Here is a 24,815-nt window from a genome sequence, read left to right on the forward strand (position 1 = left end):
AGGAGACCATGAATAATAAATTCTCGTTCAAGCGAGTCACGCTCGCCCTGATGACCGGGCTCTGTCTGAGCCTGGCCTGGTGTGGCGCGGCGGCTGCCGCGGATTTCGATCCCGGCAAGCACCTGATCGCCGTGATCACACCGTCCCACAGCAACCCGTTCTACAAGACCGAGGCGGATACCGCCGTGGCCGCCGCGCGCAAGATGGGCTACAAGACGAGTTCGCTGGTCCACCAGGGCGATCCGGACGTGCAGTTGAAGATGATCCAGAACGCGATCGCGGACAACGCCAGTGCGATCGTTCTGGACAACGCCGGGTCGGATGCGTCCGTGGCGGCCGTGCGACGGGCGCGCGATGCTGGTATCCCGGTCTACCTGATCGATCGTGAGATCAACGCCAACGGCGTGGCCAACGCCCAGATCGTGTCCAACAATTTCCAGTGCGCCAGTTCGGTTGCGCAACATTTCGCCAAGACGGCGGGCTACAAGGGCAAATGGGTCGAGCTGTTCGGCAAGTCCTCGGATACGAACGCCCATGTGCGCTCGCAGGGCTTTCATAGCGTCATGGACGATATTCCGACCATGAAAATGGTTGCCCAGCAGTCGGCCAACTGGGATCAGACCGAGGGCTACAACGTCATGCAGTCCATCATCCAGGCCCACTCGGACATCGCCGGGGTGCTGGCCGGCAACGACACCATGGCGCTCGGTGCCGCGGCAGCGTTGAAGAATGCCGGTATGTCGAATGTTCCCGTCATGGGGATTGACGGGAACCCCGATGTGGTCGATCAGATCGCCAGCGGCGGCAACATCCGGGCCACCGGTTTGCAACAGGCCAGTGTGATGGCGCGGATGGCGGTTCAGCAGATCGATGGTCTGTTGCGCACGGGCAAGACCGACAAACCGGAGAAGCAGTCGGTCAACTGTGTATTGGTTACCGAGAAGAACGCCGATCAGGTGTTGCCCGGCGGGTTCGGGATGAAGAAGAAGTAGGCGCCCGATCGTAACTCAAGGCCGGCCGGCCCCTCGGTGGCCGGCCGGCAGAGGCATGCCATCCTGTAGACTCGCAGGCGTTTCTCACGTATTCGGATGAACCCGATGAGCGAAGGTTCGAACGCCCCGATTCGTCGCCGGAAATTGTCCGACGAGGTGCTGGAACGTCTGTTGACGCGAATCCGCTCCGGCCATTTCCAGGCCGGGGATCAACTGCCGCCCGAACGGGAGTTGATGCGCGAATACGATGTGGGCCGGCCGGCGGTGCGCGAGGCCATGCAACAGCTCGCCTCGATGGGCATGATCGCGATCAGCCACGGCGAACGGGCCCGGGTGACCGAGGTCACCGTGCATACGATGATCAACCAGTTCGACCGCACGGCGCGGTTTCTGTTGTCGGAATCGGCCGACAACATCGATCATCTCAAGGAAGCGCGTCTGTTTCTGGAAACCGGCATGACCCGCATGGCGGCGGAAAAAGCCACGACGGGAGACGTCGATCAGCTGCACCGCATCATCGACGACATGGTGGCCAGCGCCGGGACACCGGAATTCATCGACCACGACATGGCGTTTCACAACACGATCGCCGAGGTGTCCGGCAACCCGATCTTCGCGGCCACCTCGCGGGCGATGCTGCACTGGCTGAAGGACTACTATGTCGGCATCGTCAGCTTCAAGGGCGCCGAGGATGTCTCGGTCAGCGAGCATCGTCAGATCACGGCGCGCATCGCCGAACACGATGCCGAGGGCGCAGCAAACGCCATGCGCGATCATCTGACGCGTGCCAGCGAACTGTATCGGGCACGCGCCAATCCGGACTGAGCCGGCCAGCCGTTCGAGCGAACGTTCGGCCGGCGCTCATCCTGCGAATCAGGCGCTGCGTTCGGGCCGCTGCACGTGATCGATCTTGAGCATGCGGGCGATCACCTTGTCGAGCTCATTCCGGTCGAAGATCTGTTTCCAGTCCGGCTTGATGATGGCTTCGCGGCCGTAGTCGATGGCGATCATGCAGGCGTCCGAGAAGGGATTGGTACTCTTGAAGGCCACCGCCAGCGCAATCTGGATATGCCCGTAGAGCATGGCTTCGGCGGCTTCGCGCTGGATGCCGGTGCGTTCGACGGTCTCGTCGAGCGCTTCCTTCATGAAGGTGCCGAGCATGCAGGTCACGGTCTCGACCAGCGTGGGCTCGAGATAGGCCAGCTGCGTGACGGTCACCCAGTGCACGTTGTCGACCGGCCCGTACATCACGCGCAACACCGGCTCGAGCGCGGCTTTCTCGGTCTCGCTGGCGGCGTCGAACGCCGCGGCCACTGACTGGGTGGCGGCCACGCCGCCGAAGGCATCGGCGGCTTCCGCGTCGGTCCGGCGATCGAGGAATACCGACGGGTGGCAGGGATGGGCCACGGCATAGCGGATATCGTCGCGCACGTGCAGCACGTTGGCATAGGCCGCGGCTGGGTCCAGAGTCAGCAGGGTCGCGCCGCTGCGCATCTTCGGCACCAGTTCGGCGGTGACCGAGGACAGCGCTACATCAGGTACCGCCAGGATCACCAGATCGCAATCCGCGATCACGTCATGAACGTCGCTGGCCTCGCGGTCCTCGGCGGCCAGGCGCTCGCGGGCGTCCGGGTTGTTTTCGCAGTAGTGGACGCGGTAATCGGAGTTGGCCAGATTGGCGCCGATGCGCATGCCCATCTTGCCGCCCGCGCCGACCAGGGCGAGATTCTGATAATCGGTCATGATTCGATGCTCCTGAGGATATGCATGCTGTGGCGGGTCCATTCGGCTTCGACGGCGGCCGTGCGCTGGGCATCTGTCTGCCAGTCGAGCCAGTGCTCCACGATCAGGTTGATGCCGCGAGCCGCGGGGGCGACGCGTTCGAGCATCGTCCCGAGCGGCAAGAGCCCGTCGCCGAGCGGGCAGCCGAGCAATCGGAAACCGACCCAGCCGTCGGCCCGCGTGAAGCAGAAATCCTTGATATGCAGGTTCGCCACGCGCTCGACGGTGCGTGCGATCACGCGTTCGGGCATCTCAAGGGCCGCCACGCAGTTGCCCGGATCGAGACAGACGCCGATGTGCGCGTCGTCGATCGCTTCGACGGTGGCCATCAAGGTGTCGATAGCCACCTGCTCATAGGTTTCCAGGGCCAGGGTCACGCCCTGATGCTGCAGGCGCGGCAGAATCTCGCGTAATTGCTGTTCGGCCTGGCCGGCGGTCGGCTGTGAGTCGGCATCGTTGAACATCGAACGCAGCAGCGCGACATCCAGTGCCTCGGCGATGTCCAGATAGCGCGCCAGTTTCGCCGGGGCGAGGCCGCGGGTGCCAAGCTCAAGCGTGATGCCCAACGCCTCGGCCTGTCGGCGCAGCGTATCGAGATCCCTGGCCGAAAAATCCTCGATGGCCGGGTGGTCGCAGATCTGGAACACGGTACCGCCGAGTGTGGCGGTCTCCTGCAGCATATCCGCGAGCGTCATCGGCACGGGCATCGACGATGATTTACGCCAGGTGAAGGCGTAGGTGCTCAATCCGATTTTCATGACGAACTCGGGGCGCAATGGCATGCGCTTGTCGTTATGGCCACCGCAGTCTCTGCTGTCTGAGTGCATTGGTATAATGAGTATACCATTAGGTCGCGATCGTCATCTCAAGTGGAATGACCGTCGATCATCGCCGGCGGTACGGCGACCCGCGCCACCGCATAGGGTGCAAGCGTCAAAGGCTCGCTCCGCGGTTCGAGCCGATCGAGCGGCCATTCGTCGGAGGCGATGTCGTCTGGCTCGATGCCGTCGTCGAATACCGCCGCCCGATAAGCGTCCCCGATATCGATATCGCGGGCCTGCGCGGTCAGATTGGCGAGCCACACGTCGCCGCTGCCATCGGTGGCCAACCAGCCGAGCGCCGCAATCGTGTCGTCCTCGGGCACACAGGCCAGGGCTTCGTGCCCGGCGCCGGCGGCCAGGCCGCGAAGGACATCGAAGAGCGGGTAACGCTGTTCTGTATCGGTGATCGGAAAAGGCCGGTCGATGGAAGAAAGCGTCAGGCTGTCGACCCGGCCGATGGCACGGGCCATGTAACCGAGGCTCCAGGCCGCAGCGAACAGACCACGCTGACGCGGGTCGTTATCGCTCAGGGTGACGCGCTCGCCGGCGGTGTTCGGGGTGAGGGTACCGCCATAGGGGTTGGTCCAGGCGCCGATCGCACTGGTGGTCACGCGATAGGGCACGTTCGGTGCCAGCGCCCGGGCGGAGGCGAAGACATGCGACAGGCTTTCCAGGCTCTCCATCACCGAGACGTCGTCGGCGGCGTGCACGACCGGCGAGGTCGCATGGGTGAGGAAATCGATGGCCGCTGGATTCGGCCGGCAGCGGTTGAGTTCGGTGAAATAAGTCGGGAAACCGCCGCCGAGGCGCATTGTCGGCCAGATTTCGCGCCCGAGCGCCCGCAAAGCGTCGGGCGAGACGGTCGTTGGCCAGTCGCCATTGGGCTGATAACTGGCGAGATAGGCGGCCGGGGTAAGCAGTAGGCCGGCCGGCTGGATACCGGTGCCGTTCAAGCGATAGGCGAGCTGTTTGAGCGCCGGGCCGGGCTGTTCGTCCGGCGTGATCACATACAGCCAGATCGCCACCTGTTGATGGCCGCACGGCACCAAGGCCGTCTCGAGGCGATTGAGGCCGTCGCTCTGCCGTAAATCCACCAGGATGTCGACATGATTCGGTCCGAGTCGTTCGAGCTGGCGAGCCAGCACTTCTGCCGACGCCAGCCGGTCGACCCAGAGCCCGACACCCAGCGGCGGCAGTCGGATACCGTCGGTCCTGCGGAACGAGACATGCACGGCATCAGGCATGAGACGCCTCGGCCTTGTTGGTCTCGAGTGTCAGAGTGATGCGCTGCTCGACACATTCACCGGCATCCAGCCGATATGGGGCGGGCCAGGCCAGCGGCCGGTTGTAGATCTTGAACGAGGCATCGGACCAGTTGCGCTGGTCTTCCATTTCGAATACATCGCCGTGAAAATCCAGTGTCATCGCCAGCTTCGGTGTCGGGGCCAGGCGCAGGCGCCGAATCGAAAAGAACGGTTGCGACGGGCTGATGCGCTCGGCGAAACGACCGGTCTCCTCGCGGCCATCGTCGTGTGTGACCACGGCGCGCTGTCCGACCACATGAGCCAGCGGCAGCAGGACGACCAGCCCACTGCGACAGGTCTCGAACGGACGCGCAGCGATCAGCCGCAGACGTGCGTCCAGATAGGTTTCGGACAGTGAGATATGTAGCGCCGCATGCAACGCATCGCCGTGCGTGTCCGCGATATCCCCTTCATGACGCAATTCGAGTGTGGGCGATGTGCGGACGATCTCCGAGGCGCGGATGATCGGCCGGTGTGTGCCCCAGTGAGCATCGCGAATCACCATCGAGATGCCGCGCAGGATCTCGATGCCATCGAAGGTCAGCCGGCGTATCGCACCGCCATGCCACGACAGGGTGGTACGGCCGACCGTCAGTGGCTGCGGGGCAACCTCCGGCGTCGCGGTGCCGTAGCGGCGGATCAGAGTCGGGTCTGTGGCGGTCATCAACCTGTCCTTGAGCGGTAGCGGCAGCGCCGCTGCGCGTCAGCATGCACCGAAAGATACGCCGAGGATCAGTGCCGAGCATTGCCACATTGGTATGATGAGATCATCAGCATGCCAAATATGATGCTATCTTCGACCGAGCTTTTCTGGAGCCGGATCGTGAACGAAAACAACCCGAATGAACCGCTGCGCGGCGCCTTGATCGGTTGTGGCTTCTTCGCCCGCAACCAGCTGCACGCATGGCAGGACCTGACGGGCGTCGCGCTGGTCGCGGTCTGCGACCGGGAACTCGAGCGGGCCGAGCGTTTCGGTCGTGAGTTCGGCATCCCCGGCATCTTCAGCGATGTCGAGGCCATGTTCGCGCAGTGCCCGCTGGATTTCGTGGACATCGCCGCCCCCACGCCGGCGCATGCCGCGCTGGTGGAAGCCGCCGCGCATCATGGCGTGGATATCATCTGCCAGAAGCCTTTCGCCGGTTCGTTGGAAACCGCCCGACGCTTGATCAACCTCTGCGAGGCCCGGGGCGTGAGCCTGACCATCCATGAGAATTTCCGTTGGCAGCACGCCATCCGCGACGTGGTCCGGCTCGTCGACAAGGGTGAGATCGGGCGGCCGTTCTTCGGACGGGTGAGTTATCGAAGCGGCTTCGACGTATTCGCCAACCAACCGTATCTCGCCGAGCTGCCGCGTTTCATCATCCAGGACCTGGGCATCCATGTGCTGGATATCGCCCGAGCCCTGTTCGGCGACGTGGCACATCTGAGCTGCGAGACGGATCGCATCAATCCCGCCATCAAGGGCGAGGATACGGCCACGATCATGCTGCGCCACGATGCCGGCACGACCTGTGTCGTGGATTGCAGCTATGCAACGACGCTTGCCGAGGATCCGTTTCCCCAGAGTTTGATCGAGATCGATGGGGCGAGCGGCTCACTCCGGCTGGGCCGGGATTTCGTGCTCGAACGACACCGGCCCGGTGGTGGAAAGGAACGTCGGGATCTCACACCAGACTGGCCGGCCTGGAGCGAGCAGCCATGGTCGGTGATCCAGGAAAGCGTGGTGAACCTGCAGCGCGACTGGGCCGAGTGTCGACGTGCGGGCCGCGCTGCCGCAACCCACGGTGCCGACAATTTCAATACGTTGAGCCTGGTCGAGGCCGCTTATCGCTCGGCCGAGACCGGTCAGACCGTGGTGCCTCAACGCTGGCGATAGCGAGCCGGGCGCGTTTGTCGCGTTTCTGCGCGTCCGGCAGCGTCGTTTACGGGGCGCCGCTACGCCAGAAGGCCACAGCCAGCGCGATCCAGCCGAGGATGAGCAGAACGCCGCCGATGGGCGTGATCGCGCCGAGCACGCGTATGCCGCTGGCGGCCAGCAGATACAGGCTGCCGGAAAAGATCAGGGTGCCGGCCATGAAACACAGGGCGGCGACCTGTATCTCGCGTCCGGCCAGCCCGGAGCGCATGGCCAGGCCGACACCGAGCAACGCGAGCGCGTGATAGAACTGATAGGCCTCAGCCGTATGCCAGATCGCCTGCATCTCGGCTGACAGACGCGATCCGATGGCATGGGCGCCGAAGGCGCCGAGGCAGACGGCCAGGCCGCCGTAGAGCGCGGCAGCAACCAGCACGAACCGTGTCATGAGCGGGCTCCCCGGGTGGGCAGATAAAGGCTGCCGCTGGTCACGGTGACGGCATCGCCGCCGACGTGGACGCGTTCGCCGACCATCTCGCAGGCCAGCTCCCCGCCGCGATGCGAGATCTGGCGCGCGGCCAGGCGGTGCTTGCCGAGGCGCTCGGCCCAGAACGGGGCCAGCGTGCAATGCGCCGAGCCGGTGACCGGATCCTCGTCGACGCCGTGCCCGGGGGCGAAATAACGAGAGACGAAGTCGTACTCGGCATCGGCCGGCGCGGCAGCGGTGGCGATCACGCCGCGATCGCTGTCGGCAGATAACGGCGCCAGGACTTTCATGTCGGGCGCGAGTGCAGCAACGGTAGCGGCATCGTCGAACACGGCAAGATAGTTCGTGGCTACCCGCCACTCCGACGGTGTGGCGCCGAGCGCGGCGGCCAGCGACGACAGATCCGCTGTCGTCGGTTCGGCCGGGTAGGCGGGCAGATCGAGCCAGAGTCGGCCGTCGGTCTCGTGGACCACGAGCGCCCCGGCCCGCTGTGTCTCGAACGACAGCGGTGTGTCGGCCAGCGCCAGCTCGCGCAGCAGTACATGAGCCGTGGCCAGTGTGGCATGACCGCATAGCGCGACTTCGACGCTCGGGGTGAACCAGCGCAGGTGATACCGGTTCGGCGCCAGACGCACCGCGAAGGCGGTCTCCGACAGGTTGTGTTCGGCAGCGATCAGCGCGAGCGTGGGATCGTCGAGCCAGTCCTCGAGGATGTAGACCGCGGCTGGATTGCCGGCGAAAACCCGGCGCGTAAAAGCATCGACCTGATGAAAGGCCAGAGGATGGGGCGAGCGCATTGTCATGTCTTCGTCATGTAATGTTGATAAGTCGGCATACGAGTTTCTGCCACCGCTGCCTTTCGAGTTTCGCATGACCGATTCGATTACCGTGCCTTCGCCTACTGACTTCGAGGCGCCCGAGCTGTTCATCAACCGCGAGCTGTCGCTGCTCGAGTTCAACGATCGGGTGCTTGAACAGGCGCTCGATACATCGGTGCCGCTACTCGAGCGGCTGAAGTTCTTGTGTATCTCCTCGACCAATCTGGACGAGTTCTTCGAGGTGCGGGTTGCCGGCCTGAAGCAGAAGGCCGAGTTGGCCAATCCGCCGACCGAGGCCGATAGCCGGCTGCCGCGCGAGGTCCTGCGCGAGATATCCGAGCGCACGCACCGGCTGGTATCCAAACAGTACGACGCGCTCAACGAGTCACTGATTCCGGCACTGGAAAACGAAGGCATCCGTTTTCTTCGACGCGCCGAATGGAATCCCAAGCAACGGGCCTGGCTGGCCGAGTACTTCGAGGAAGAGCTGCTGCCAGTCATCAGTCCGATCGGCCTCGATCCGGCGCATCCGTTTCCGCGCATCCTCAACAAATCGCTGAATTTCATTGTCGATCTGGATGGGACCGATGCCTTCGGGCGCAAGATCCAGCATGCCGTGGTCCAGGCACCCAGAGCCCTGCCGCGGGTCATCAAACTGCCGCCGGACGAGACCGACAGCGGGGCTTATGACTTCGTCTTTCTGTCGTCGATCATCCACGAGCACGTCGGCGATCTGTTTCCCAGCATGAACGCGACCGGCTGCTACCAGTTCCGTGTCACGCGCAACTCCGATCTGTATGTCGACGAGGAAGAGGTCGACGATCTGTTGCGTGCGGTCGAGGGCGAGTTGCCCGGTCGGCGCTACGGGGACTGTGTCCGGCTGGAAGTCGCCCACAACTGCCCGGACACGCTCAGCGACTATCTGCTCGGCCGTTTCCTGCTCACCCGGGCGGATCTGTATCAGGTTCACGGGCCGGTCAACGTCAATCGCCTCATGTCGGTGCTGGATGCGGTCGATCGGCCGGACCTGAAGTATCCGGCATTCTCGCCGCGTCTGCCGCAGATCCTGAGCCCCTCCGGCGATCTGTTCGCTGCGATCCGCTCGGAGGATGTATTGCTGCATCATCCGTTCGACTCGTTCCTGCCGGTCGTGGAGTTCGTGCGCCGTGCCGGTTCCGATCCGAGCGTGCTGGCGATCAAGCAGACGCTGTATCGTACCGGCCCGGAATCGGCCGTCGTCGACGCACTGGTGAAGGCGGCCAAGGCCGGCAAGGAAGTCACCGTGGTCGTCGAGCTGCGGGCCCGGTTCGACGAGGCAGACAACATCGAACTCGCCAACCGCCTGCAGGCGGCCGGCGCGCATATCGTCTACGGGGTCGTCGGCTACAAGACACACGCCAAGATGACGCTGATCGTGCGGCGCGAGACCGACGGTCTGGTCAATTACGTGCACCTGGGCACAGGCAACTACCATCCCAAGACTGCGCGCCTGTACACCGACTACGGGCTGTTCTCCTGTGATCCACAGCTCGGCAACGACGTGCACGAGATGTTTCTGCAGCTCACCAGCCTGGGCAAGGTCTCGGACATGGCCCGCATCATCGATGCGCCGTTCCGGCTGCACGATGCGATCATGGCCAAGATCGAGCGCGAGGCGAAGCACGCCGCAGCCGGCCGGCCGGCGCGCATCGTGGCCAAGATGAACTCGCTGGTCGAGCCGGCCGTCATTCGTGCGCTCTATGCGGCCTCGGCCGCTGGCGTGCAGATCGATCTCATCGTGCGCGGCATCTGTTGTCTGCGCCCGGATGTGTCCGGCGTATCCGACAACATTCGCGTGCGGTCGATCGTGGGACGGTTTCTGGAGCACACGCGGGTGTTTCGATTCGAGAATGACGGCGAGCCCGAGCTGTATCTGGCCAGCGCCGACTGGATGGACCGCAACTTTTTCCGGCGGGTCGAGACCTGCTTTCCCGTCATGGCCAAGCCGCTGTATGATCGGGTTGAGCGCGAGCTGGCGCTGTATCTGGCAGACAACAGCAATGCCTGGCTGCTCGGCGAGGACGGTGGTTATTCGCCGGCCCGGCCGAATGAAGGCGAGGCCGAGTTGGCTGTCCAGCGGCGCCTGATGGAGGGACCGGGCTGACGTCTCCGCCGCATCGGTTGAACCGATCGGTATCGGCGGGGTCGATTTCCCTGTAGCCGGCCGGTGCAAGCCGGTCGACCCGATCCAGCGGCCTAGCGCCGCGCAACCGAGAACGCGAAAATCGTATGAAACTTTGGATGAGGGCAGTAGCCATCGCGTGTGTGATGGCCGTAGGCGGCATTTCGGCGGCCAACGCCGATGTCGACGACAATTCGGCCACGCAGAAAGTGGACGATGCGACGAGCGTGCTCCAGCAGTTCGTCAATATTCCGGAAAACGCCGTACCGCAGGCGCTCTTGCGTCAGGCCTACGGTATCGCGGTCATTCCCAGCGTGTTCAAGATCAGCTTTCTCGGCGGCGTGCAGCGCGGCAAGGGCGTGTTGTCGGTCCGCACACGTGACGGCAACTGGTCCGATCCGACCTTCATCACGCTGACCGGCGGTTCGATTGGCTTCCAGGCCGGCGTGTCGTCGACCGATATCATTCTGGTCTTCAAGACCAAGCGCAGCATCGATCGTATCGCCAACGGCCAGATCAGCCTGGGCGGCGATGCCTCGGTCGCTGCGGGCCCGGTCGGCCGTAGTGTCGGTGCCTCGACCAACATGGACTTCAATGCCGAGGTCTATTCCTACTCGCGCTCGCGCGGTCTGTTCGGCGGGGTCTCGCTCGGCGGTGCCCGTATCGGGATCGACAAGGACGAGAACTGGTTGTTCTACAACAAGCCCGGTATCGACGCACGAACGTTGCTGTCGCGTGATTCGGGCTCGAGCCTGCCGCAGGCCGGCCAGCGTTTCGTCTATACGCTGGATCAGTACATGCCGGCGTCCAACGACCAGTTCCATTACGACGCCAATACCACCGGTGGCAGCGATAACCAGAACGGTGCCGCCAACAACGGCAACACGTCGGATTATCGCAGCGGCGGTAATGCCAACAACGGCGGCAATGACGGCTACGGCCAGACGCAACCCTATGGCAACGGTCAGGGCGGCGGTGTCTCGATACAGCGCAATGACACGGGCGCAATGTCCGGTGGTGCGGGCAACGCCAACGGCGCGACCTCTGATTACACCGGTGACTCCAGCAATTACGGCAATTACAACGGCTCGAATTCCGGCGCGCAGGAGTCGAACGACTATTGAAGCGCCTTTATCGACGCTGGGTCGGGATCGTTCTGATCGCCGCCGTCGCCATTGCTTTGGCGCCGGCGGCGGTCTTGCTGGTGCTGCGGTTCGTCGATCCGCCCGCCACGGCCTTCATGACTTACACGCAGGCCCGCCTGCGTGAGGACAATCCCGATGCCGAGATCGCCTATCGGTGGGTCGACATCGATCACATGGCGGCCTGCATGCCACTGGCGGCCGTGGCCAGCGAAGACCAGACGTTTCCGACCAACCACGGCTTCGCGTGGGAGTCGATCGAGCGGGCCCTGCGGCACAATGCCAACGGCGGGCGTGTGCGCGGCGCCAGCACCATCACCCAGCAGACGGCCAAGAATCTGTTTCTGTGGCCGGCCAAGAGCTACGTCCGCAAGGGTATCGAGGCCTACATCACGCTGTGGATGGACGTGCTCTGGCCCAAGCGCCGTGTGCTCGAGGTCTATCTCAACGTCGCCCAGTTCAGCCCGACCGCGTTCGGAGTCTCGGCGGCTGCAGACAACCTGTTCGGGCGCCGTGCGGCCAATCTGAGTCAATCGCAGTGTGCCGCCCTTGCGGCCGTTCTGCCGAACCCGAAGCGCTACGATGCCGCGCACCCGGACAGCTACGTGGCCGGGCGCCAGCAATGGATCCTCACCCAGATGCGGCACCTCGGACCGAGCTACCTGGACTCGGTTTTGCAATAGCTCGGACGGTAGAATAGGACGCGGACGCGCCCCGGCGCATGCCCGCACGGACTCGTACCGAAACGGGCGCTTTCATAACGGGCCGGCCAACAGCCGGCGCCTGACATTATGCTGACGACAAGCCAGTTCAAGCCGGCTTTCTGGTTGACCAACCCGCACGCTCAGACCCTGTTCGCCTCGCAGGCTCGCCCGATGCCCGCGCTCGAGGTCGAGCGCGAACGCGTCGAGCTCGACGACGGCGACTTTCTCGATCTGTCGTGGCTGCCCGATCCCGGGCTTTCCGACGACGCCCCGATCGTGGTCGCGCTGCACGGACTCAACGGATCGTTGGAGTCGAAATATGCCCGTGGGTTGTTGCGTCAGTGCGCTGCCCACGGCGCCCGCGGCGTGCTGATGCACTTTCGTGGCGCAGCCGAACCGAATCGGCTCGCCCGCAGCTATCATTCGGGCGAGACATCGGATTTCGCGGGTCTGGTCGATCGGCTGCGCCAGCGTTACCCGTGCGCGCCGCTGGCGGCCGTGGGCTACAGTCTGGGCGGCAATGTGCTGCTCAAGTATCTCGGCGAGCAGGGCCCGGCCTCGCCGCTGTCCTGTGCCGTGGCGGTGTCGGTGCCGTATGACCTCAAGCGTTGTGCCGAAGCGGTCCAGCACGGGCTGTCGCGTATTTATCAGACCCATCTGCTCAACGGCCTGCGCGAGATGGTGGAGGCCAAGACACGTCTCGGCCTGATCGACCGGCCGTTGCCGGATCTGTCCGAGCTCAACGATTTCCCGTCGTTCGACAACGCCATCACCGCGCCGCTCAACGGCTTTCGGGACGCCGCCGACTACTATGCCCGTTCGAGCAGCCGCGGTTTCCTGCGCAATATCCGGACGCCGACGCTGGCGCTGCACGCTCGCGACGACCCGTTCATGGCGCCGGACGTGATCCCGCACGCCGATGAACTGGCCGACGCCGTGCGCCTCGAGGTTTCCGAGCGCGGCGGCCACGTCGGCTTCGTGGCAGCGGGCCGCCTCGGCCAGCCGGTCTACTGGCTCGAGCAGCGCATCCCGGACTATCTACGCGGTCGCCTGCCGGGGTTCGAGCCGGTCGCGGATGCCAGCGAGATCGGCCTCGCCCGGTGAGTGACGTCGCGCCGCCGATGCCGCAGCCCACGACATGACGAACCTGCGGATCGTCATCCCGGCGATCGACGAGGCGGAGACGCTGCCCGGGTTGCTCGATGATCTCGCGGCACAGCAGGCGGTTGATCCGGAGATCGTGGTCGCCGACGGGGGATCGCGCGACGCCACGCGCCGCGTCTGTGCCGAACGCGGCGTGGATTGGCGCCCAGCGCGGCCCGGTCGCGGGCGACAGATGAACGCCGGGGCGGCTGACTTCACGGGTGAGTGGCTGCTGTTTCTGCACGCCGACAGTCGGTTCAGCTCGCCGCGCCAGCTGGCTGCGGCGTTGACTTGTCTCGAGGCTGCCGGCCCGGACAGTGTCGGGCATTTTCCGCTCGAATTCGCGATCGACGGCGAGCCGGCGCCAGGGTTTCTCTATCGGTTCATGGCGGCCAAGACCGCGAGCGGCCGACGCTATGCGATCAACGGCGATCAAGGGCTGCTCTTGCGCCGTGCGTTATTCGAGGCGATTGGCGGTTTCGAGCAGCACCTGGCCTTTCTCGAGGATCAACGGATAGTGGCACGCATCCGGCCCCGCGCTCGGCTCGTCTGTCTGCCGCATCGCCTGCAGACCTCGGCGCGTCGTTTCGCCGTCGAGGGGCCGATGCGGCGGTATGCATTGATGGGGCTGATCATGGCGATGTATGTGGCCGAGCTGGACTCCTTCTTCGACGCGGCACCGGGTGTCTATGCACGTCAGAGCCAGACGAGAGCGCTGGCACTCCGGCCGTTCGTGCGTCTGGCACTGGCCACTCTGGAGGCTCAGCGGCCGGTCGGCCGCGCAGCGGCGCTCTGGCGCCTGGCCGATGCACTACGCGGCCAGAGCTGGCAGGTCGCGCTCGCGCTCGATGTCCTATGCGGCCGTACGGACGGGAGAAGCAGGCCGATCACGCGTTGCCACGACAGCGTGACCGCCCGTCTGCCGGGCGGGTCGATCGTCCGAGTCGTGCTGTTTTTCGTACTGGCATTAGTGGTGTTCGGGCCGGCCTGGTGTTTCCGGCTATTCCACCGGCGGTCAGGCTTGCCTACGATGGCGACATGAACGACAGTGCTTCTGCCGATGCTCCGCGCTCGGCCCACGACTATCGACGCACCTTCGAGGCTGCACTGGGTGTGCCTTTCACCGACGACAACGCGGTCGATGTGCTCGTCAACGGCGATCGCATCTTTCCGGCGATGCTGGAGGCGATCAGCCAGGCTCGCGACACGATCGAGTTTCTGACCTTCATCTACTGGCAGGGGCCGATCGCCGAACGCTTCGGTGAGGCGCTGGCGGCGCGGGCGCGTGAGGGCGTGGCGGTGCGGGTGCTGCTGGATTCGTTCGGCGCGCAATGGATGCCGGACTCGGTCGTCGAACAGCTCACCGAGGCCGGCGTGGAGGTAGCCTGGTTCCGGCCCAAGGCACGCTGGCGTATCTGGCAGATCGACAACCGGACCCATCGCAAGATCCTGGTGGTCGACGACGAAGTCGGCTTCACCGGCGGCGTGGGTATTGCGGCCGAATGGGAGGGCGATGCCCGTACGCCCGACGAATGGCGCGAGACACACTTCCGGATCCGCGGGCCGGCACTGGACGGACTGCGGGCGGCCTTCGTCTCCAACTGGGTGGAAGCCGGGCGCGGCGGCGAGCCATTGTTTCGCCCGACGCGTCAGGTCGAGGCGGCGGGCGGCGTGGCGCTGCAGGTCGTACGCACCTCGGCGGCGGTGGCCTACAGCGATGTCTCGACCATCTTTCGGCTCGCGCTCGTCATCGCAACCCAGCGCGTGCGCATCGCCACCGGTTATTTCGTGCCGGACGAAAGGCTCATGCGGCTGATGGAGGCCGCTTGTGCGCGTGGTGTGGCGGTCGATGTGCTCATGCCCGGCCCCCACAACGACTCGCGTGTGGCCACGATGGCCGCCGAGGCCACCTTCGAGCGGCTGGCCGCGGCCGGCGTGGCCCTGTATCGCTATCAGCCGACGATGATGCACGCCAAGACCGTATTGATCGACGATATGGTGGCCGTGGTCGGTTCAGCCAATTTCAATCATCGTTCGATGGGCAAGGACGACGAGATCGTCGTCACGGCCGTGAATGCCGACATGGCCCAACGGCTGTCGGCCGATTACGACGACGACCTGAAGCGCACCGAGCGCATCGATCTCGAAAACTGGCGCCGCCGCGGCCCGTGGCAGCGCCTGCGCGAATGGGCGGGCAGCCGGCTGGCCAGCCAGGCCTGAGCGCCTGGCTCGACGCGCCCTAGATCGCGTCGCGGTCGGTCTCGCCGGTCCGGATACGGATCACCTGATCGAGCGGCGTGACGAAAATCTTGCCGTCGCCAATCTGGCCGGTCTTGGCCGCCCCGATGATCGCTTCGACAACAGCGTCCACGCGTTCCTCGTCGACCGCGATCTCGAGCTTGATCTTGGGCAGGAAATCCACGGCGTACTCGGCGCCGCGATACAGCTCGGTGTGCCCCTTCTGACGGCCGAAGCCACGGACCTCGCTCATCGTGGTGCCGTGCACCCCGATTTCGGCCAGTGCTTCGCGCACATCGTCCAGACGAAACGGTTTGATGACCGCTGTAACCATCTTCATCGAATATTCTCCTCGTGGAATGCCGGGGCCTGTCAGGTGTCGGTCGTCTTGGCGGCGCGAAGACGACCGACGCGCAGTCATGACACCTTACAGATCATAGCCGCGTTCTTCGTGTTCGGTGATGTCCAGGCCGATGTCTTCGTTTTCCGCACCGATGCGCAGCCCCAGTGTGGCATCCAGAATCTTGAAGAGCACCCAGCTCACGACCGCCGTATAGACCAGAACCACGACCAGGCCCAGCAATTGCACGCCGATCTGGCCCGCCATCCCGCTAACGGCATCGGACAGGCCGTAGCCGGAGAACGGGCCCAGCGAAGTCGCGGCAAACACGCCGGCAGCCAGTGTGCCGAGCATGCCACCGACCCCGTGCACTGGAAACACATCCAGCGAATCGTCGATGCGCAGAACGCGCTCGACGAACAGCGTCGCCGCGAAGCAGACCACACCTGCGGCGAGCCCGATGACGATCGCCGCGCCTGGCCCGACGTAGCCGGCCGCCGGCGTGATGGTGCCGAGCCCGGCGACCATGCCGGTAACGATGCCCAGCACGCTGGGCTTGCCGAAACGCAGCCATTCGGCAGCCATCCAGGCCACACAACCGGCTGCCGCGGCCAGATGGGTGACCAGCATGGCCGTGACCGCCTGGCCGTTCGCGGCCAGCGCGCTGCCGCCGTTGAAGCCGAACCAGCCGACCCAGAGCATGCCGGCCCCTGATACCGTCATGGTGAGGTTGTGAGGCGCCATGACACGTTTCTGGAACCCCAGGCGTGGTCCGGCCACGATCGCGGCGACCAGCGCGGCCACACCGGCGGTGATATGGACCACGGTGCCGCCGGCGAAGTCGAGAAAACCGAGTTGCGCGAGCCAGCCGCCGCCCCAGACCCAGTGCACGACCGGGACGTAGACCAGAAGCAGCCAGGCCGAGGAGAACCAGAGCAGCGCCGAAAAGCGCAGCCGTTCGGCAAAACCGCCGATGATCAGGGCCGGGGTGATGACCGCGAACGTCATCTGATAGAGCACGAACAGCATGGTGGGAATCGTGCCGCTGACATCCGTGCGGCTGATCCCGGCCAGAAACACGTGAGACAGGTCCCCGATCCAGGCCCCATCACCGGAAAACGCCAGCGAATAACCAACGGCGAACCACAAAAGCGAGGCGATCGCACAGATCGAAAAACACTGCATGAGCACCGAAAGCACGTTGCGCGAGCGCACCAAGCCGCCGTAGAACAGCGCCAACCCCGGTAGGGTCATGAACAGGACGAGCGCCGTGGCGACCATCACCCAGGCCGTATCGGCCTTGTCGATGGCATGGGGCGGGGCCGCAAACGCGGGCGAGGCAAGCAGGGCGGCGGTGACGACGACAAACGCCCGGCGTGCCCAGCCGCGAGACAGGACATTGCGCATTACGGTGCAATCAACAAAATTTGCACCGAAGTATAGCGATAAGCCGTCCATCTCTCATTATTTGCACTAAAAGTGTGCGTTTCGCGCAGGGGCAAACGCTTTGAAAATGCCCGGTGGATGAGCTTTGCGTGGACGCCGGGCATAAAAAAGGCCCCTTGAAGAAGGGGCCCTGAACGAAGCGCGGGTTCCGGCAGGAACCCGCGATCGAGACCGCCGGTTCAGGCGGTGCGGCGACTGCCGCCGGACGTGAATTCCGGATAGGCTTCCATGCCGATTTCCGACAGGTCCACACCTTCGGCTTCTTCTTCGGGCGATACCCGGATACCGAAGGTGAACTTGATCAGCGCCCAGACGATCAGGCTCGTGACGAACACCCAGATGAAGATCGTCAGCGCGCCGACGATCTGGCCGACGAAAGTGACTTCCGGGTTCGTGATCGGCACCACCAGCAGGCCGAGCAGGCCGCAGCTGCCATGGACCGAAATCGCACCGACCGGATCATCGATCTTGATCTTGTCGAACAGCAGGATCGACAGCACCACCAGGATGCCGCCTGCCGCGCCGAACAGCGTGGCGATCAGCGGCGTCGGCGTCGACGGTTCGGCCGTGATCACGACCAGGCCGGCCAACGCGCCGTTGAGCGCCATCGTGAAATCACCCTTGCCGAAGATGGCACGCGCCAGCAGCAGAGCGGCGACCAGACCGCCGGCCGCCGCGGTGTTGGTGTTGAGAATGACCATTGCCACCGAGTTCGCACTGGTGATGTCGCCGAGCTTGAGCACGGAACCGCCGTTGAAACCGAACCAGCCCATCCAGAGAATCAGCGTGCCCAACGCGGCCAGCGGCATGTTGGCGCCCGGAATGGCCGAGACACGGCCGTCGGGGCGGAACTTGCCCTGACGCGGACCGAGCAGGAGCACGCCGGCCAGCGCGGCCGCCGCACCGGCCATGTGGACGATGCCCGAACCGGCAAAATCGGAGAATCCGAGATCACCCAGGTTGTACAGCCCGAACACCGAGGCGCCGTTCCAGGTCCAGCTGCCCTCCATCGGATAGATGAACCCGGTCATCACGACAGCAAAGCCGAGAAATGCCCACAGGCGCATGCGTTCGGCCACGGCCCCGGAGACCACGGACATGGCGGTGGCCACGAACACGACCTGGAAGAAGAAATCGGCCGCGTCGGCATAGACCGAAGAGCCGTCGAATCCGTTCTGAGCCGATGTGGCCAGTGCGTCTGAAACCAGCGAGGAGCCGCCGCTGATGCCGCTCAGGAACCAGTTCCCGTCGTACATGATCATGTAGCCACAGATCATGTACATCAGACACGAGATGGAATAGAGCGTGATGTTCTTGGTCAGGATTTCCGTGGTGTTCTTGGCGCGCACCAGGCCGGCTTCGAGCATGGAAAAGCCCGCGGCCATCCACATCACCAGCGCCCCCATCACCAGGAAATAAAAGGTGTCGATGGCGTACTGGAGCTGGAAAATCTGGTCTTGCATATCGTTTCCCTCGTCTCGGTTGTGGGCGGCCCGCGGTTAGAGCGCGTCCTGGCCGGTCTCGCCGGTGCGGATTCGAATCACCTGTTCCAGCTCGCTCACGAAGATCTTGCCGTCACCGATCTTGCCGGTGTGTGCGGCCTTGGATATGGCTTCGACGGCGGTATCCAGCTCGGTATGCTCGACGGCGACCTCGATCTTGACCTTCGGCAGAAAGTCGACGACGTACTCGGCGCCGCGATACAACTCGGTATGCCCTTTCTGGCGACCGAACCCCTTGACCTCGGTCACCGTGATGCCCTGCACCCCCACCTCGGAAAGCGCTTCGCGGACCTCATCGAGCTTGAACGGCTTGATAATGGCTGCGATCAATTTCATTTCTGACTCCTGTCACGCCTAAAAACACAATCCGCGTGCCGCATCGGTGGCGATGTCAGGCGGTGCCGGCGATTGTCTGTAATCACTTGCACTCACCGTGCCAATTTGGTGCACGGGCGAGAACGCGTGGCAAGAAAGCCGGTTTTGCGCCGGCTGTGGCAAAGCGGGCAAGCTGTGTCTTCAACATATTTTCGAGGAATCCCTCGTGCGCTCGATCGAAGACATGGCCAATCGGCTGGCCAACGCACTGCCGCCGCAGGTCGCGCCGCTGCGCGAAGAGCTCAAGACGAATTTCCGGGCTGTGCTCCAGTCCCAGCTCGCCGAGCTGGATCTGGTCTCGAGAGAGGAATTCGAGGCCACCCGCGACATGCTTGTACACGCGCGCACGCGACTGGCCGAACTGGAAGCCCGCGTCGAGGCGCTGGAATCTCGGGAAAGCGAGTGAGTGCGGTCTGCCGGCCCGGCCGGGCATGACGCTCGCCACGGTCCACAGCCGGGCACAAACCGGTCTGGCGGCGCCGGAGGTGGCGGTCGAAGTCGATCTGGCCGGCGGCCTGCCGGCGTTGGCGATCGTCGGGCTGCCCGAAACCGAGGTCAAGGAATCCAAGGATCGCGTGCGGGCGGCGATCGCCAACAGTGGCTACGAATTTCCGACCCGACGCATCACTGTCAATCTGGCGCCGGCCGATCTGCCGAAGGAGGGCGGGCGATTCGATCTGGCGATAGCGCTCGGCATTCTGGCGGCCTCGGGGCAGATTCCGGCGGCGGCGCTGTCGGACTACGAATTTTTGGGCGAGCTGTCGTTATCGGGCGCGCTACGCAGTGTGCGCGGTGCCCTGCCGGCCACGCTGGCCGCGAGCCGGCGGTCGCGTCGTCTCGTCCTGCCGGCCGTCAACGGCGATGAAGCCGCGCTCGCCGCCGACGATGCCGCCCTCACGGCGGTGCACCTGAGTGATGTCGCACAGAGTCTGGTCGGTGATGAGGTGCTGTGGCGCGCGCCGGAAGCAGCCACGGTCGAGGCTGGCGATGATCGTCTGGCCGATATCGCCGACGTGCGCGGGCAGCCACAGGCCAAGCGGGCACTCGAGATTGCCGCAGCGGGCGGTCACTCATTGTTGATGATCGGCCCGCCCGGCGCCGGCAAGACCATGCTGGCCTCACGATTGCCCGGTCTGCTGCCGCCGATGACGCGAGAACAGGCGTTGGAGGTTGCTGCCATCGCCTCGATCACCCCGAACGGTTTCCAAGCCGCACAGTGGGGCCGTCGCCCTTTTCGGGCACCGCATCACACGGCATCCGGCGTGGCGCTTGTCGGCGGCGGTTCAACGCCGAAACCGGGCGAGATCACGCTCGCCCATCGGGGCGTGTTGTTTCTCGACGAGTTGCCGGAATTCGATCGGAAAGTCCTCGAAGTGCTGCGCGAGCCCCTGGAATCGGGCCAGATCGTGATTTCGCGTGCCGCCCGGCAAGCGGAATTTCCGGCATCCTTCTTGTTCGTGGCGGCCATGAATCCGTGCCCCTGTGGCTATTTCGGCGACGCGTCGGGGCGATGCCACTGTACGCATGAACGCATCACGCGTTATCGATCGCGTTTATCCGGGCCGTTGCTCGATCGCATTGATATGCACCTGCATGTTGCGCCGATCACCAAAAAAGTGCTTATGGCGCCCGCCGAATCCAATGAGCGCTCGAGTACAGTGCAGGCGCGCGTCATTGGTGCGCGCCAGTCTGCCATGGTGCGCTCCGGCGACTGCAATGCGGCGCTGACGGCGGCGGCGGTCGATCAACACTGTGTCTGTACGCCTGATGCCGAGCGGTTGCTGTCTCGGGCGATCGACCAGCTCGGGCTGTCGGCCCGCGGTTATCACCGTATTCTGCGCGTGGCACGCACGATCGCCGATCTGGCCGATGCCCCCACGATCGAGGCCGCCCACGTGGCTGAAGCGATCGGATTTCGGCAACTCGAACGAAACATCAGCACGCCCTAGCAGGCTGGTGCCGCATGACTGCGCGGCGCCTGCGACGCCTCGTCTTGCCGCCCATCGTCAATTCCAGGGCGCGCTTGGCGCGGACTCGCACGAAACCTCAACAGGCCCTAGACAGCGGTCCGGCGTGCCTCTGGCGCGCCATTGCCTGTAACAAGGATTGCCGAAAGGGCTGTTGTCGGTCGGGTCAGCAAGGATTGGGCATCACCCGCCGGCCGCCAAGCGGCTCGGATGCCTTGGCCGCCTGCCCAATCGTGGCCATGTGGGTTGTGAGTGCAACGCCGTCTCGGCGCGTCAGTCGACAGGCTCCTGATCGGAAAGGGCTTTATTTTTCGCGGCCACACGTGCGGCGGTGCTGGTGCGCAAGATCTTCATCTTGCACCTGAAAATGGCACAGACTTCGCATTCTCTCTTCTGGCGGCGTACATCCGGTGCGTCGATTCACCAGGCACGCGCGATCGTCAGACCGTGTTCAAGGGAGACCACGCATGAAACGCTATTTTGTCGCCGCATGTGCGGCCATCGCCACTGTGGCCAGCGGTTCCGCCATGGCGGCAACCGATAATTCGACGACCGACAGCGCGCTGCTTGATGCAGTCAAGGGCTCGGTGAGCGCCAACGTCGCGTTCACCACGGACTACCGTTTCCGCGGCATCTCCCAGACCGATCGGGATTTCGCTATCCAGGGCGGGTTCGACTACACCATGAATTCCGGGTTCTATCTCGGGACCTGGGCTTCCAATGTCGATAACTTCAACCCCAGTCCTTACACGGGCGATAACGGCGCCCAGGCCGAGGTGGATCTCTACGGTGGTTATGACTACGCCATCAACGATCAATGGTCGGCCGGTATCAATGTTCTCTATTACTACTACCCCGGCGCGAGCACGGCCGGTCCGAACAACGAGATCGACTTCTGGGAATACACGCCGAGCGTGAGTTATACCGGGCAGAGTCTGTCGGCCACGCTCGGTGTTTCGGTCAGCTCGGACTATTACAACGAGAGCGGCACATCCTATTATCCGGCCTTTGATGTGAGCACGCCGCTCACCGATTGGCTGACGCTGGCCGCGCACGTCGGCTATCAGGGCATCGAAGACAACGATGTCTGGGGTACGCCGGATTACACCGACTGGAAAATCGCGCTGTCGACCGAGCAGTTCGGCCTGAACTGGGAAGTCGCCTACATCGATACGGATCTGTCGGATCAGGACTGCTTCGGCGGTCTGAATACCTGTGGCGCCACAGCAGTCGGGACGATCAGCAAGTCGTTCTGATATCGACCTCGCCAGTCGCGGGACGAGCCGGCGTCATGCCGGCTCGTTTGTTTGCGGGGCGCGATTCGGCGCAGCCGCCCTGATAGAATCGCCCGACCATGGCGCAACCCAAGCTCAATCCGCAGCAGGATGCCGCGATGCGGTATCTGGATGGCCCATTGCTCGTGCTGGCCGGGGCCGGCTCGGGCAAGACCGGTGTCATTACGCGCAAGATCGCGCATCTGATCGGTCGCGGTTATCACGCCGATCGCATCATCGCGGTGACGTTTACCAACAAGGCCGCGCGCGAAATGAAGCAGCGCGCCTCGCGCCTGATATCCGGACAGGACGCGAAGGGGCTGACAGTCTCGACTTTTCATAGCCTGGGTTTGTCGATGATTCGAGCGGAGTACGACACGCTCGGCTTCAAGCCACGCTTTTCGATCTTCGATGCCGAGGACGCCGACAAGCTTCTGGCCGATCTCGTCGGTCGCGACGGGGATCTGCGCAAGGAAACCCGCGCTGCCATCAGTGCCTGGAAGTCGGCTCTCGTCGACCCGGAGACCGCGAAGGCTCAGGCCAGTGGCAAGGAAGTGCCCATGGCCCGTGCGTATGCGGAATATCAGCGACGCTTGAAAGCCTACAATGCCGTGGACTTCGACGACCTGTTGTCGATCCCGGTACAGCTACTGCGCGATGACCCGGCGGCGCGCGAGCGCTGGCAGAACCGCTATCGCTATCTTCTGGTCGACGAATATCAGGACACCAACGCCGCACAGTACGAAATGATGCGGCTGTTGGCCGGTGCGCGGGCGGCCTTCACCGTTGTGGGCGACGACGATCAGTCGATCTATGCCTGGCGGGGCGCGCGCCCCGGGAATATCGCCGACCTATCCCGGGATTTCCCGCATCTCAAGGTCATCAAGCTCGAGCAGAACTATCGTTCGGTGGGCAATGTCCTCTCGGCGGCGAACTATCTGATTGGCCAATCGAGCCAGCGTGCCTATGAAAAGACCCTCTGGTCCTCGATGGGGCCGGGGGATCGGGTGCGTGTGCTGTCGGCCGGCGACGACGGCGCCGAAGCCGAACGCGTGGCCAGCGAGATTTCGGCGCACAAGCTGCGTACCGGTAATGCCTACGGCGGCTATGCCGTTCTGTATCGCGGTAATTTCCAATCGCGCGCTTTCGAAAAAGCCCTGCGCGAGCGCAACATCCCGTATCGCGTGTCGGGCGGCAGATCGTTCTTCGAGCGTAGCGAAATCCGTGATCTGGTGACCTATCTCAAGTTGTTGGTCAATCCGGACGACGATGCCGCCTTCCTGCGGATCATCAACCTGCCGCGGCGCGAGCTTGGCCCGGCGACGCTGGAAGCGCTGGCCCGGTACGCCGGGGCGCGCCATATCAGCCTGTTCGACGCTGCCCGGGGCGTGGGTCTGGCCGGTGGCGTCGGCGACCGCGCCGGACGGCGTCTGTCCGAGTTCGTCGACTGGGCCCGGCAACTGGCCATGGCTGGCGAATCCACGCCGCCGCGTGAGCTTGTCACTCAGCTAATGACCGACATCGACTATCGCGACTGGCTGCGTGATACCTCGGCCAATACGCGAGCGGCCCGCAAACGCCTGGAAAACGTCGACGATTTTCTCAACTGGCTCGGCCAGATCGGAGAAAACGACGACGGCACGCCGGTGGGGCTGGGGGACATCGTCAGACGCCTTTCGCTGCTCGATTTTGCCAATCAATCGGAAAAGGATGTCGAGAACCAGGTGCACCTGCTCACCCTTCACGCGGCCAAGGGCCTGGAGTTCGACCACGTATTCCTCGTGGGCATGGAAGAGGGGCTGCTGCCGCACCACGCCTGCATGGACGAAGAGCGCATCGAAGAAGAACGTCGGCTGCTCTATGTCGGCATTACCCGGGCACGCAAGAGCCTGGCCTTGACGTATGCCCGCAAGCGACGACGTGGCGGGGAGGATGCCGATGCGACGCCAAGTCGGTTCCTGGACGAGCTGCCGTCGGAGGAAGTCGACTGGCCGAGCCAGACCGGCCAACGCAGCAAGGCCAGCGCCAGTGACGAGAACAAGGCGCAAGTCGCCGCCCTGCGGGCGATGCTGGGGAGTTAGGGCCTGTTGATGTGTCATCACATGGGCAGCCAGAGCAGAGCACATGCCATGGCGACGACCGCGTCGTAGTGCGTCTTTAATTTATCGAAGCGACACGCGATCGCACGGTACTGTTTGAGCCGTGCAAACGCGTTCTCGACGAGATGTCGATAACGGTATAAACCGCGATCGAAGTCTGGATTGGCTCGCTTGGAATGACGCCGGCGCGGAATGACCGGCCAACTGGATCGGGTCTGGATCGCTGATCGGACTCGACGACTGTCATAGCCTTTATCGGCGATCATGATGTCAACGCGAGGTATCGCGTCGACCCGGCTCGGCCCGATCGAACAATCGTTGATCTGACCGCCGGTGATCTCGAAGGTGATCGGCAAGCCGTAGGC

At 64.1% G+C, this 24,815-nt stretch carries 24 protein-coding genes; 13 read left to right on the forward strand and 11 right to left on the reverse strand.

Translation table 11 applies throughout. The annotated features are described in order from the left end of the window. The first annotated feature begins 8 nt into the window (after positions 1–8). A complete protein-coding gene (locus D3260_RS14000) occupies positions 9–992 on the forward strand; it encodes a D-ribose ABC transporter substrate-binding protein (RefSeq protein WP_120099229.1) in 984 nt (327 codons plus the stop codon). Between the two features lie 105 nt (positions 993–1,097). Then, the gene (gene nanR, locus D3260_RS14005) at positions 1,098–1,817 is read left to right on the forward strand and encodes a transcriptional regulator NanR (RefSeq protein WP_120099257.1); all 720 of its coding nucleotides are present in this window, start codon (positions 1,098–1,100) and stop codon (positions 1,815–1,817) included. A 48-nt stretch (positions 1,818–1,865) separates the two neighbouring features. Here nanR and D3260_RS14010 read toward each other — a convergent pair whose 3' ends face one another. From D3260_RS14010 to D3260_RS14025, 4 genes are all read right to left on the reverse strand, one after another. Further along, entirely contained in the window at positions 1,866–2,738 is an 873-nt protein-coding gene (locus D3260_RS14010; protein WP_120099258.1) for a phosphogluconate dehydrogenase C-terminal domain-containing protein, read from the reverse strand. Beyond that, on the reverse strand, positions 2,732–3,532 hold the full coding sequence (locus D3260_RS14015; protein WP_120099230.1) for a sugar phosphate isomerase/epimerase: 801 nt from the start codon (positions 3,530–3,532) through the stop codon (positions 2,732–2,734). The genes D3260_RS14010 and D3260_RS14015 overlap by 7 nt, the downstream gene beginning before the upstream one ends. A 107-nt stretch (positions 3,533–3,639) precedes the next feature. Further along, a complete protein-coding gene (locus D3260_RS14020) occupies positions 3,640–4,839 on the reverse strand; it encodes a hypothetical protein (protein ID WP_120099231.1) in 1,200 nt (399 codons plus the stop codon). After that, positions 4,832–5,563 (reverse strand): hypothetical protein, encoded by a 732-nt coding sequence (locus tag D3260_RS14025; RefSeq protein WP_120099232.1) that lies wholly within the window; start codon positions 5,561–5,563, stop codon positions 4,832–4,834. The genes D3260_RS14020 and D3260_RS14025 overlap by 8 nt, the downstream gene beginning before the upstream one ends. 120 nt (positions 5,564–5,683) lie before the next feature. Here D3260_RS14025 and D3260_RS14030 point away from each other — a divergent pair, with 120 nt between their 5' ends. Further along, complete coding sequence (locus D3260_RS14030; RefSeq protein ID WP_233544086.1) at positions 5,684–6,775, forward strand: Gfo/Idh/MocA family protein; 1,092 nt, start codon at positions 5,684–5,686, stop codon at positions 6,773–6,775. 46 nt (positions 6,776–6,821) lie between these two features. Here D3260_RS14030 and D3260_RS14035 read toward each other — a convergent pair whose 3' ends face one another. Together D3260_RS14035 and D3260_RS14040 are read right to left on the reverse strand one after the other, a co-directional pair. Further along, the gene (locus D3260_RS14035) at positions 6,822–7,202 is read right to left on the reverse strand and encodes a DUF423 domain-containing protein (protein ID WP_120099233.1); all 381 of its coding nucleotides are present in this window, start codon (positions 7,200–7,202) and stop codon (positions 6,822–6,824) included. Continuing rightward, positions 7,199–8,044 (reverse strand): PhzF family phenazine biosynthesis protein, encoded by an 846-nt coding sequence (locus D3260_RS14040; RefSeq protein WP_120099234.1) that lies wholly within the window; start codon positions 8,042–8,044, stop codon positions 7,199–7,201. Before D3260_RS14040 ends, D3260_RS14035 begins: the two co-directional genes overlap by 4 nt. Positions 8,045–8,111: 67 nt before the next feature. Between D3260_RS14040 and ppk1 the strand changes: the two genes are divergently transcribed. The 6 genes from ppk1 (at position 8,112) to D3260_RS14070 (ending at position 15,429) form a co-directional block, all read left to right on the forward strand. Then, on the forward strand, positions 8,112–10,202 hold the full coding sequence (gene ppk1 / locus D3260_RS14045; RefSeq protein WP_120099235.1) for a polyphosphate kinase 1: 2,091 nt from the start codon (positions 8,112–8,114) through the stop codon (positions 10,200–10,202). A gap of 137 nt (positions 10,203–10,339) precedes the next feature. Beyond that, positions 10,340–11,344 (forward strand): lipid-binding SYLF domain-containing protein, encoded by a 1,005-nt coding sequence (locus D3260_RS14050; RefSeq protein ID WP_233544087.1) that lies wholly within the window; start codon positions 10,340–10,342, stop codon positions 11,342–11,344. Next, complete coding sequence (gene mtgA, locus D3260_RS14055) at positions 11,341–12,045, forward strand: monofunctional biosynthetic peptidoglycan transglycosylase (protein WP_120099237.1); 705 nt, start codon at positions 11,341–11,343, stop codon at positions 12,043–12,045. The genes D3260_RS14050 and mtgA overlap by 4 nt, the downstream gene beginning before the upstream one ends. Before the next feature lie 108 nt (positions 12,046–12,153). Continuing rightward, positions 12,154–13,170, forward strand: coding sequence for a hydrolase (locus D3260_RS14060; RefSeq protein ID WP_120099238.1), 1,017 nt, complete (start codon positions 12,154–12,156; stop codon positions 13,168–13,170). A gap of 34 nt (positions 13,171–13,204) precedes the next feature. Further along, positions 13,205–14,251 (forward strand): TIGR04283 family arsenosugar biosynthesis glycosyltransferase, encoded by a 1,047-nt coding sequence (locus tag D3260_RS14065; RefSeq protein WP_120099239.1) that lies wholly within the window; start codon positions 13,205–13,207, stop codon positions 14,249–14,251. After that, on the forward strand, positions 14,248–15,429 hold the full coding sequence (locus tag D3260_RS14070) for a phosphatidylserine/phosphatidylglycerophosphate/cardiolipin synthase family protein (RefSeq protein ID WP_120099240.1): 1,182 nt from the start codon (positions 14,248–14,250) through the stop codon (positions 15,427–15,429). The genes D3260_RS14065 and D3260_RS14070 overlap by 4 nt, the downstream gene beginning before the upstream one ends. A gap of 19 nt (positions 15,430–15,448) precedes the next feature. Here the strand turns inward: D3260_RS14070 and D3260_RS14075 are convergent, their stop codons facing one another. From D3260_RS14075 to glnK, 4 genes are all read right to left on the reverse strand, one after another. After that, entirely contained in the window at positions 15,449–15,787 is a 339-nt protein-coding gene (locus tag D3260_RS14075) for a P-II family nitrogen regulator (RefSeq protein ID WP_120099241.1), read from the reverse strand. Between the two features lie 87 nt (positions 15,788–15,874). After that, positions 15,875–17,194 carry an ammonium transporter gene (locus tag D3260_RS14080; protein WP_120099242.1) on the reverse strand — a complete coding sequence of 440 codons (1,320 nt, stop codon included), beginning with the start codon at positions 17,192–17,194 and terminating at the stop codon, positions 15,875–15,877. Positions 17,195–17,412: 218 nt separating this feature from the next. Beyond that, a complete protein-coding gene (locus D3260_RS14085; protein WP_120099243.1) occupies positions 17,413–18,696 on the reverse strand; it encodes an ammonium transporter in 1,284 nt (427 codons plus the stop codon). A gap of 36 nt (positions 18,697–18,732) precedes the next feature. Beyond that, the gene (gene glnK, locus D3260_RS14090; protein ID WP_120099244.1) at positions 18,733–19,071 is read right to left on the reverse strand and encodes a P-II family nitrogen regulator; all 339 of its coding nucleotides are present in this window, start codon (positions 19,069–19,071) and stop codon (positions 18,733–18,735) included. Positions 19,072–19,276: 205 nt separating this feature from the next. Here glnK and D3260_RS14095 point away from each other — a divergent pair, with 205 nt between their 5' ends. The 4 genes from D3260_RS14095 to D3260_RS14110 all read left to right on the forward strand — a co-directional run bounded on the left by D3260_RS14095 (position 19,277) and on the right by D3260_RS14110 (position 24,432). Then, complete coding sequence (locus D3260_RS14095) at positions 19,277–19,516, forward strand: accessory factor UbiK family protein (RefSeq protein WP_199671522.1); 240 nt, start codon at positions 19,277–19,279, stop codon at positions 19,514–19,516. Between the two features lie 25 nt (positions 19,517–19,541). Further along, a complete protein-coding gene (locus D3260_RS14100) occupies positions 19,542–21,059 on the forward strand; it encodes a YifB family Mg chelatase-like AAA ATPase (RefSeq protein WP_120099245.1) in 1,518 nt (505 codons plus the stop codon). Between the two features lie 485 nt (positions 21,060–21,544). Beyond that, positions 21,545–22,333 carry a TorF family putative porin gene (locus D3260_RS14105; protein ID WP_120099246.1) on the forward strand — a complete coding sequence of 263 codons (789 nt, stop codon included), beginning with the start codon at positions 21,545–21,547 and terminating at the stop codon, positions 22,331–22,333. Between the two features lie 98 nt (positions 22,334–22,431). Continuing rightward, complete coding sequence (locus tag D3260_RS14110) at positions 22,432–24,432, forward strand: UvrD-helicase domain-containing protein (protein ID WP_120099247.1); 2,001 nt, start codon at positions 22,432–22,434, stop codon at positions 24,430–24,432. A 17-nt stretch (positions 24,433–24,449) separates the two neighbouring features. Here D3260_RS14110 and D3260_RS14115 read toward each other — a convergent pair. Beyond that, positions 24,450–24,815 (reverse strand): IS5 family transposase (locus D3260_RS14115; RefSeq protein ID WP_120099248.1); only part of this gene is annotated, 366 nt, incomplete at its 5' end.

The organism is Salinisphaera sp. Q1T1-3, assembly GCF_003602005.1.
In the GTDB taxonomy this organism is placed as follows: domain Bacteria; phylum Pseudomonadota; class Gammaproteobacteria; order Nevskiales; family Salinisphaeraceae; genus Salinisphaera.

Bases quoted from the DNA above. Each gene is read 5' to 3' on its own strand.
- D3260_RS14000 (WP_120099229.1), top strand. From the start codon at position 9: ATGAATAATAAATTCTCGTTCAAGCGAGTCACGCTCGCCCTGATGACC.
- nanR (WP_120099257.1), top strand. From the start codon at position 1,098: ATGAGCGAAGGTTCGAACGCCCCGATTCGTCGCCGGAAATTGTCCGAC.
- D3260_RS14015 (WP_120099230.1), bottom strand. From the start codon at position 3,532: ATGAAAATCGGATTGAGCACCTACGCCTTCACCTGGCGTAAATCATCG.
- D3260_RS14020 (WP_120099231.1), bottom strand. From the start codon at position 4,839: ATGCCTGATGCCGTGCATGTCTCGTTCCGCAGGACCGACGGTATCCGA.
- D3260_RS14025 (WP_120099232.1), bottom strand. From the start codon at position 5,563: ATGACCGCCACAGACCCGACTCTGATCCGCCGCTACGGCACCGCGACG.
- D3260_RS14030 (WP_233544086.1), top strand. From the start codon at position 5,684: ATGATGCTATCTTCGACCGAGCTTTTCTGGAGCCGGATCGTGAACGAA.
- D3260_RS14035 (WP_120099233.1), bottom strand. From the start codon at position 7,202: ATGACACGGTTCGTGCTGGTTGCTGCCGCGCTCTACGGCGGCCTGGCC.
- D3260_RS14040 (WP_120099234.1), bottom strand. From the start codon at position 8,044: ATGACAATGCGCTCGCCCCATCCTCTGGCCTTTCATCAGGTCGATGCT.
- ppk1 (WP_120099235.1), top strand. From the start codon at position 8,112: ATGACCGATTCGATTACCGTGCCTTCGCCTACTGACTTCGAGGCGCCC.
- D3260_RS14050 (WP_233544087.1), top strand. From the start codon at position 10,340: ATGAGGGCAGTAGCCATCGCGTGTGTGATGGCCGTAGGCGGCATTTCG.
- D3260_RS14060 (WP_120099238.1), top strand. From the start codon at position 12,154: ATGCTGACGACAAGCCAGTTCAAGCCGGCTTTCTGGTTGACCAACCCG.
- D3260_RS14065 (WP_120099239.1), top strand. From the start codon at position 13,205: ATGACGAACCTGCGGATCGTCATCCCGGCGATCGACGAGGCGGAGACG.
- D3260_RS14070 (WP_120099240.1), top strand. From the start codon at position 14,248: ATGAACGACAGTGCTTCTGCCGATGCTCCGCGCTCGGCCCACGACTAT.
- D3260_RS14075 (WP_120099241.1), bottom strand. From the start codon at position 15,787: ATGAAGATGGTTACAGCGGTCATCAAACCGTTTCGTCTGGACGATGTG.
- D3260_RS14080 (WP_120099242.1), bottom strand. From the start codon at position 17,194: ATGCGCAATGTCCTGTCTCGCGGCTGGGCACGCCGGGCGTTTGTCGTC.
- D3260_RS14085 (WP_120099243.1), bottom strand. From the start codon at position 18,696: ATGCAAGACCAGATTTTCCAGCTCCAGTACGCCATCGACACCTTTTAT.
- glnK (WP_120099244.1), bottom strand. From the start codon at position 19,071: ATGAAATTGATCGCAGCCATTATCAAGCCGTTCAAGCTCGATGAGGTC.
- D3260_RS14100 (WP_120099245.1), top strand. From the start codon at position 19,542: ATGACGCTCGCCACGGTCCACAGCCGGGCACAAACCGGTCTGGCGGCG.
- D3260_RS14105 (WP_120099246.1), top strand. From the start codon at position 21,545: ATGAAACGCTATTTTGTCGCCGCATGTGCGGCCATCGCCACTGTGGCC.
- D3260_RS14110 (WP_120099247.1), top strand. From the start codon at position 22,432: ATGGCGCAACCCAAGCTCAATCCGCAGCAGGATGCCGCGATGCGGTAT.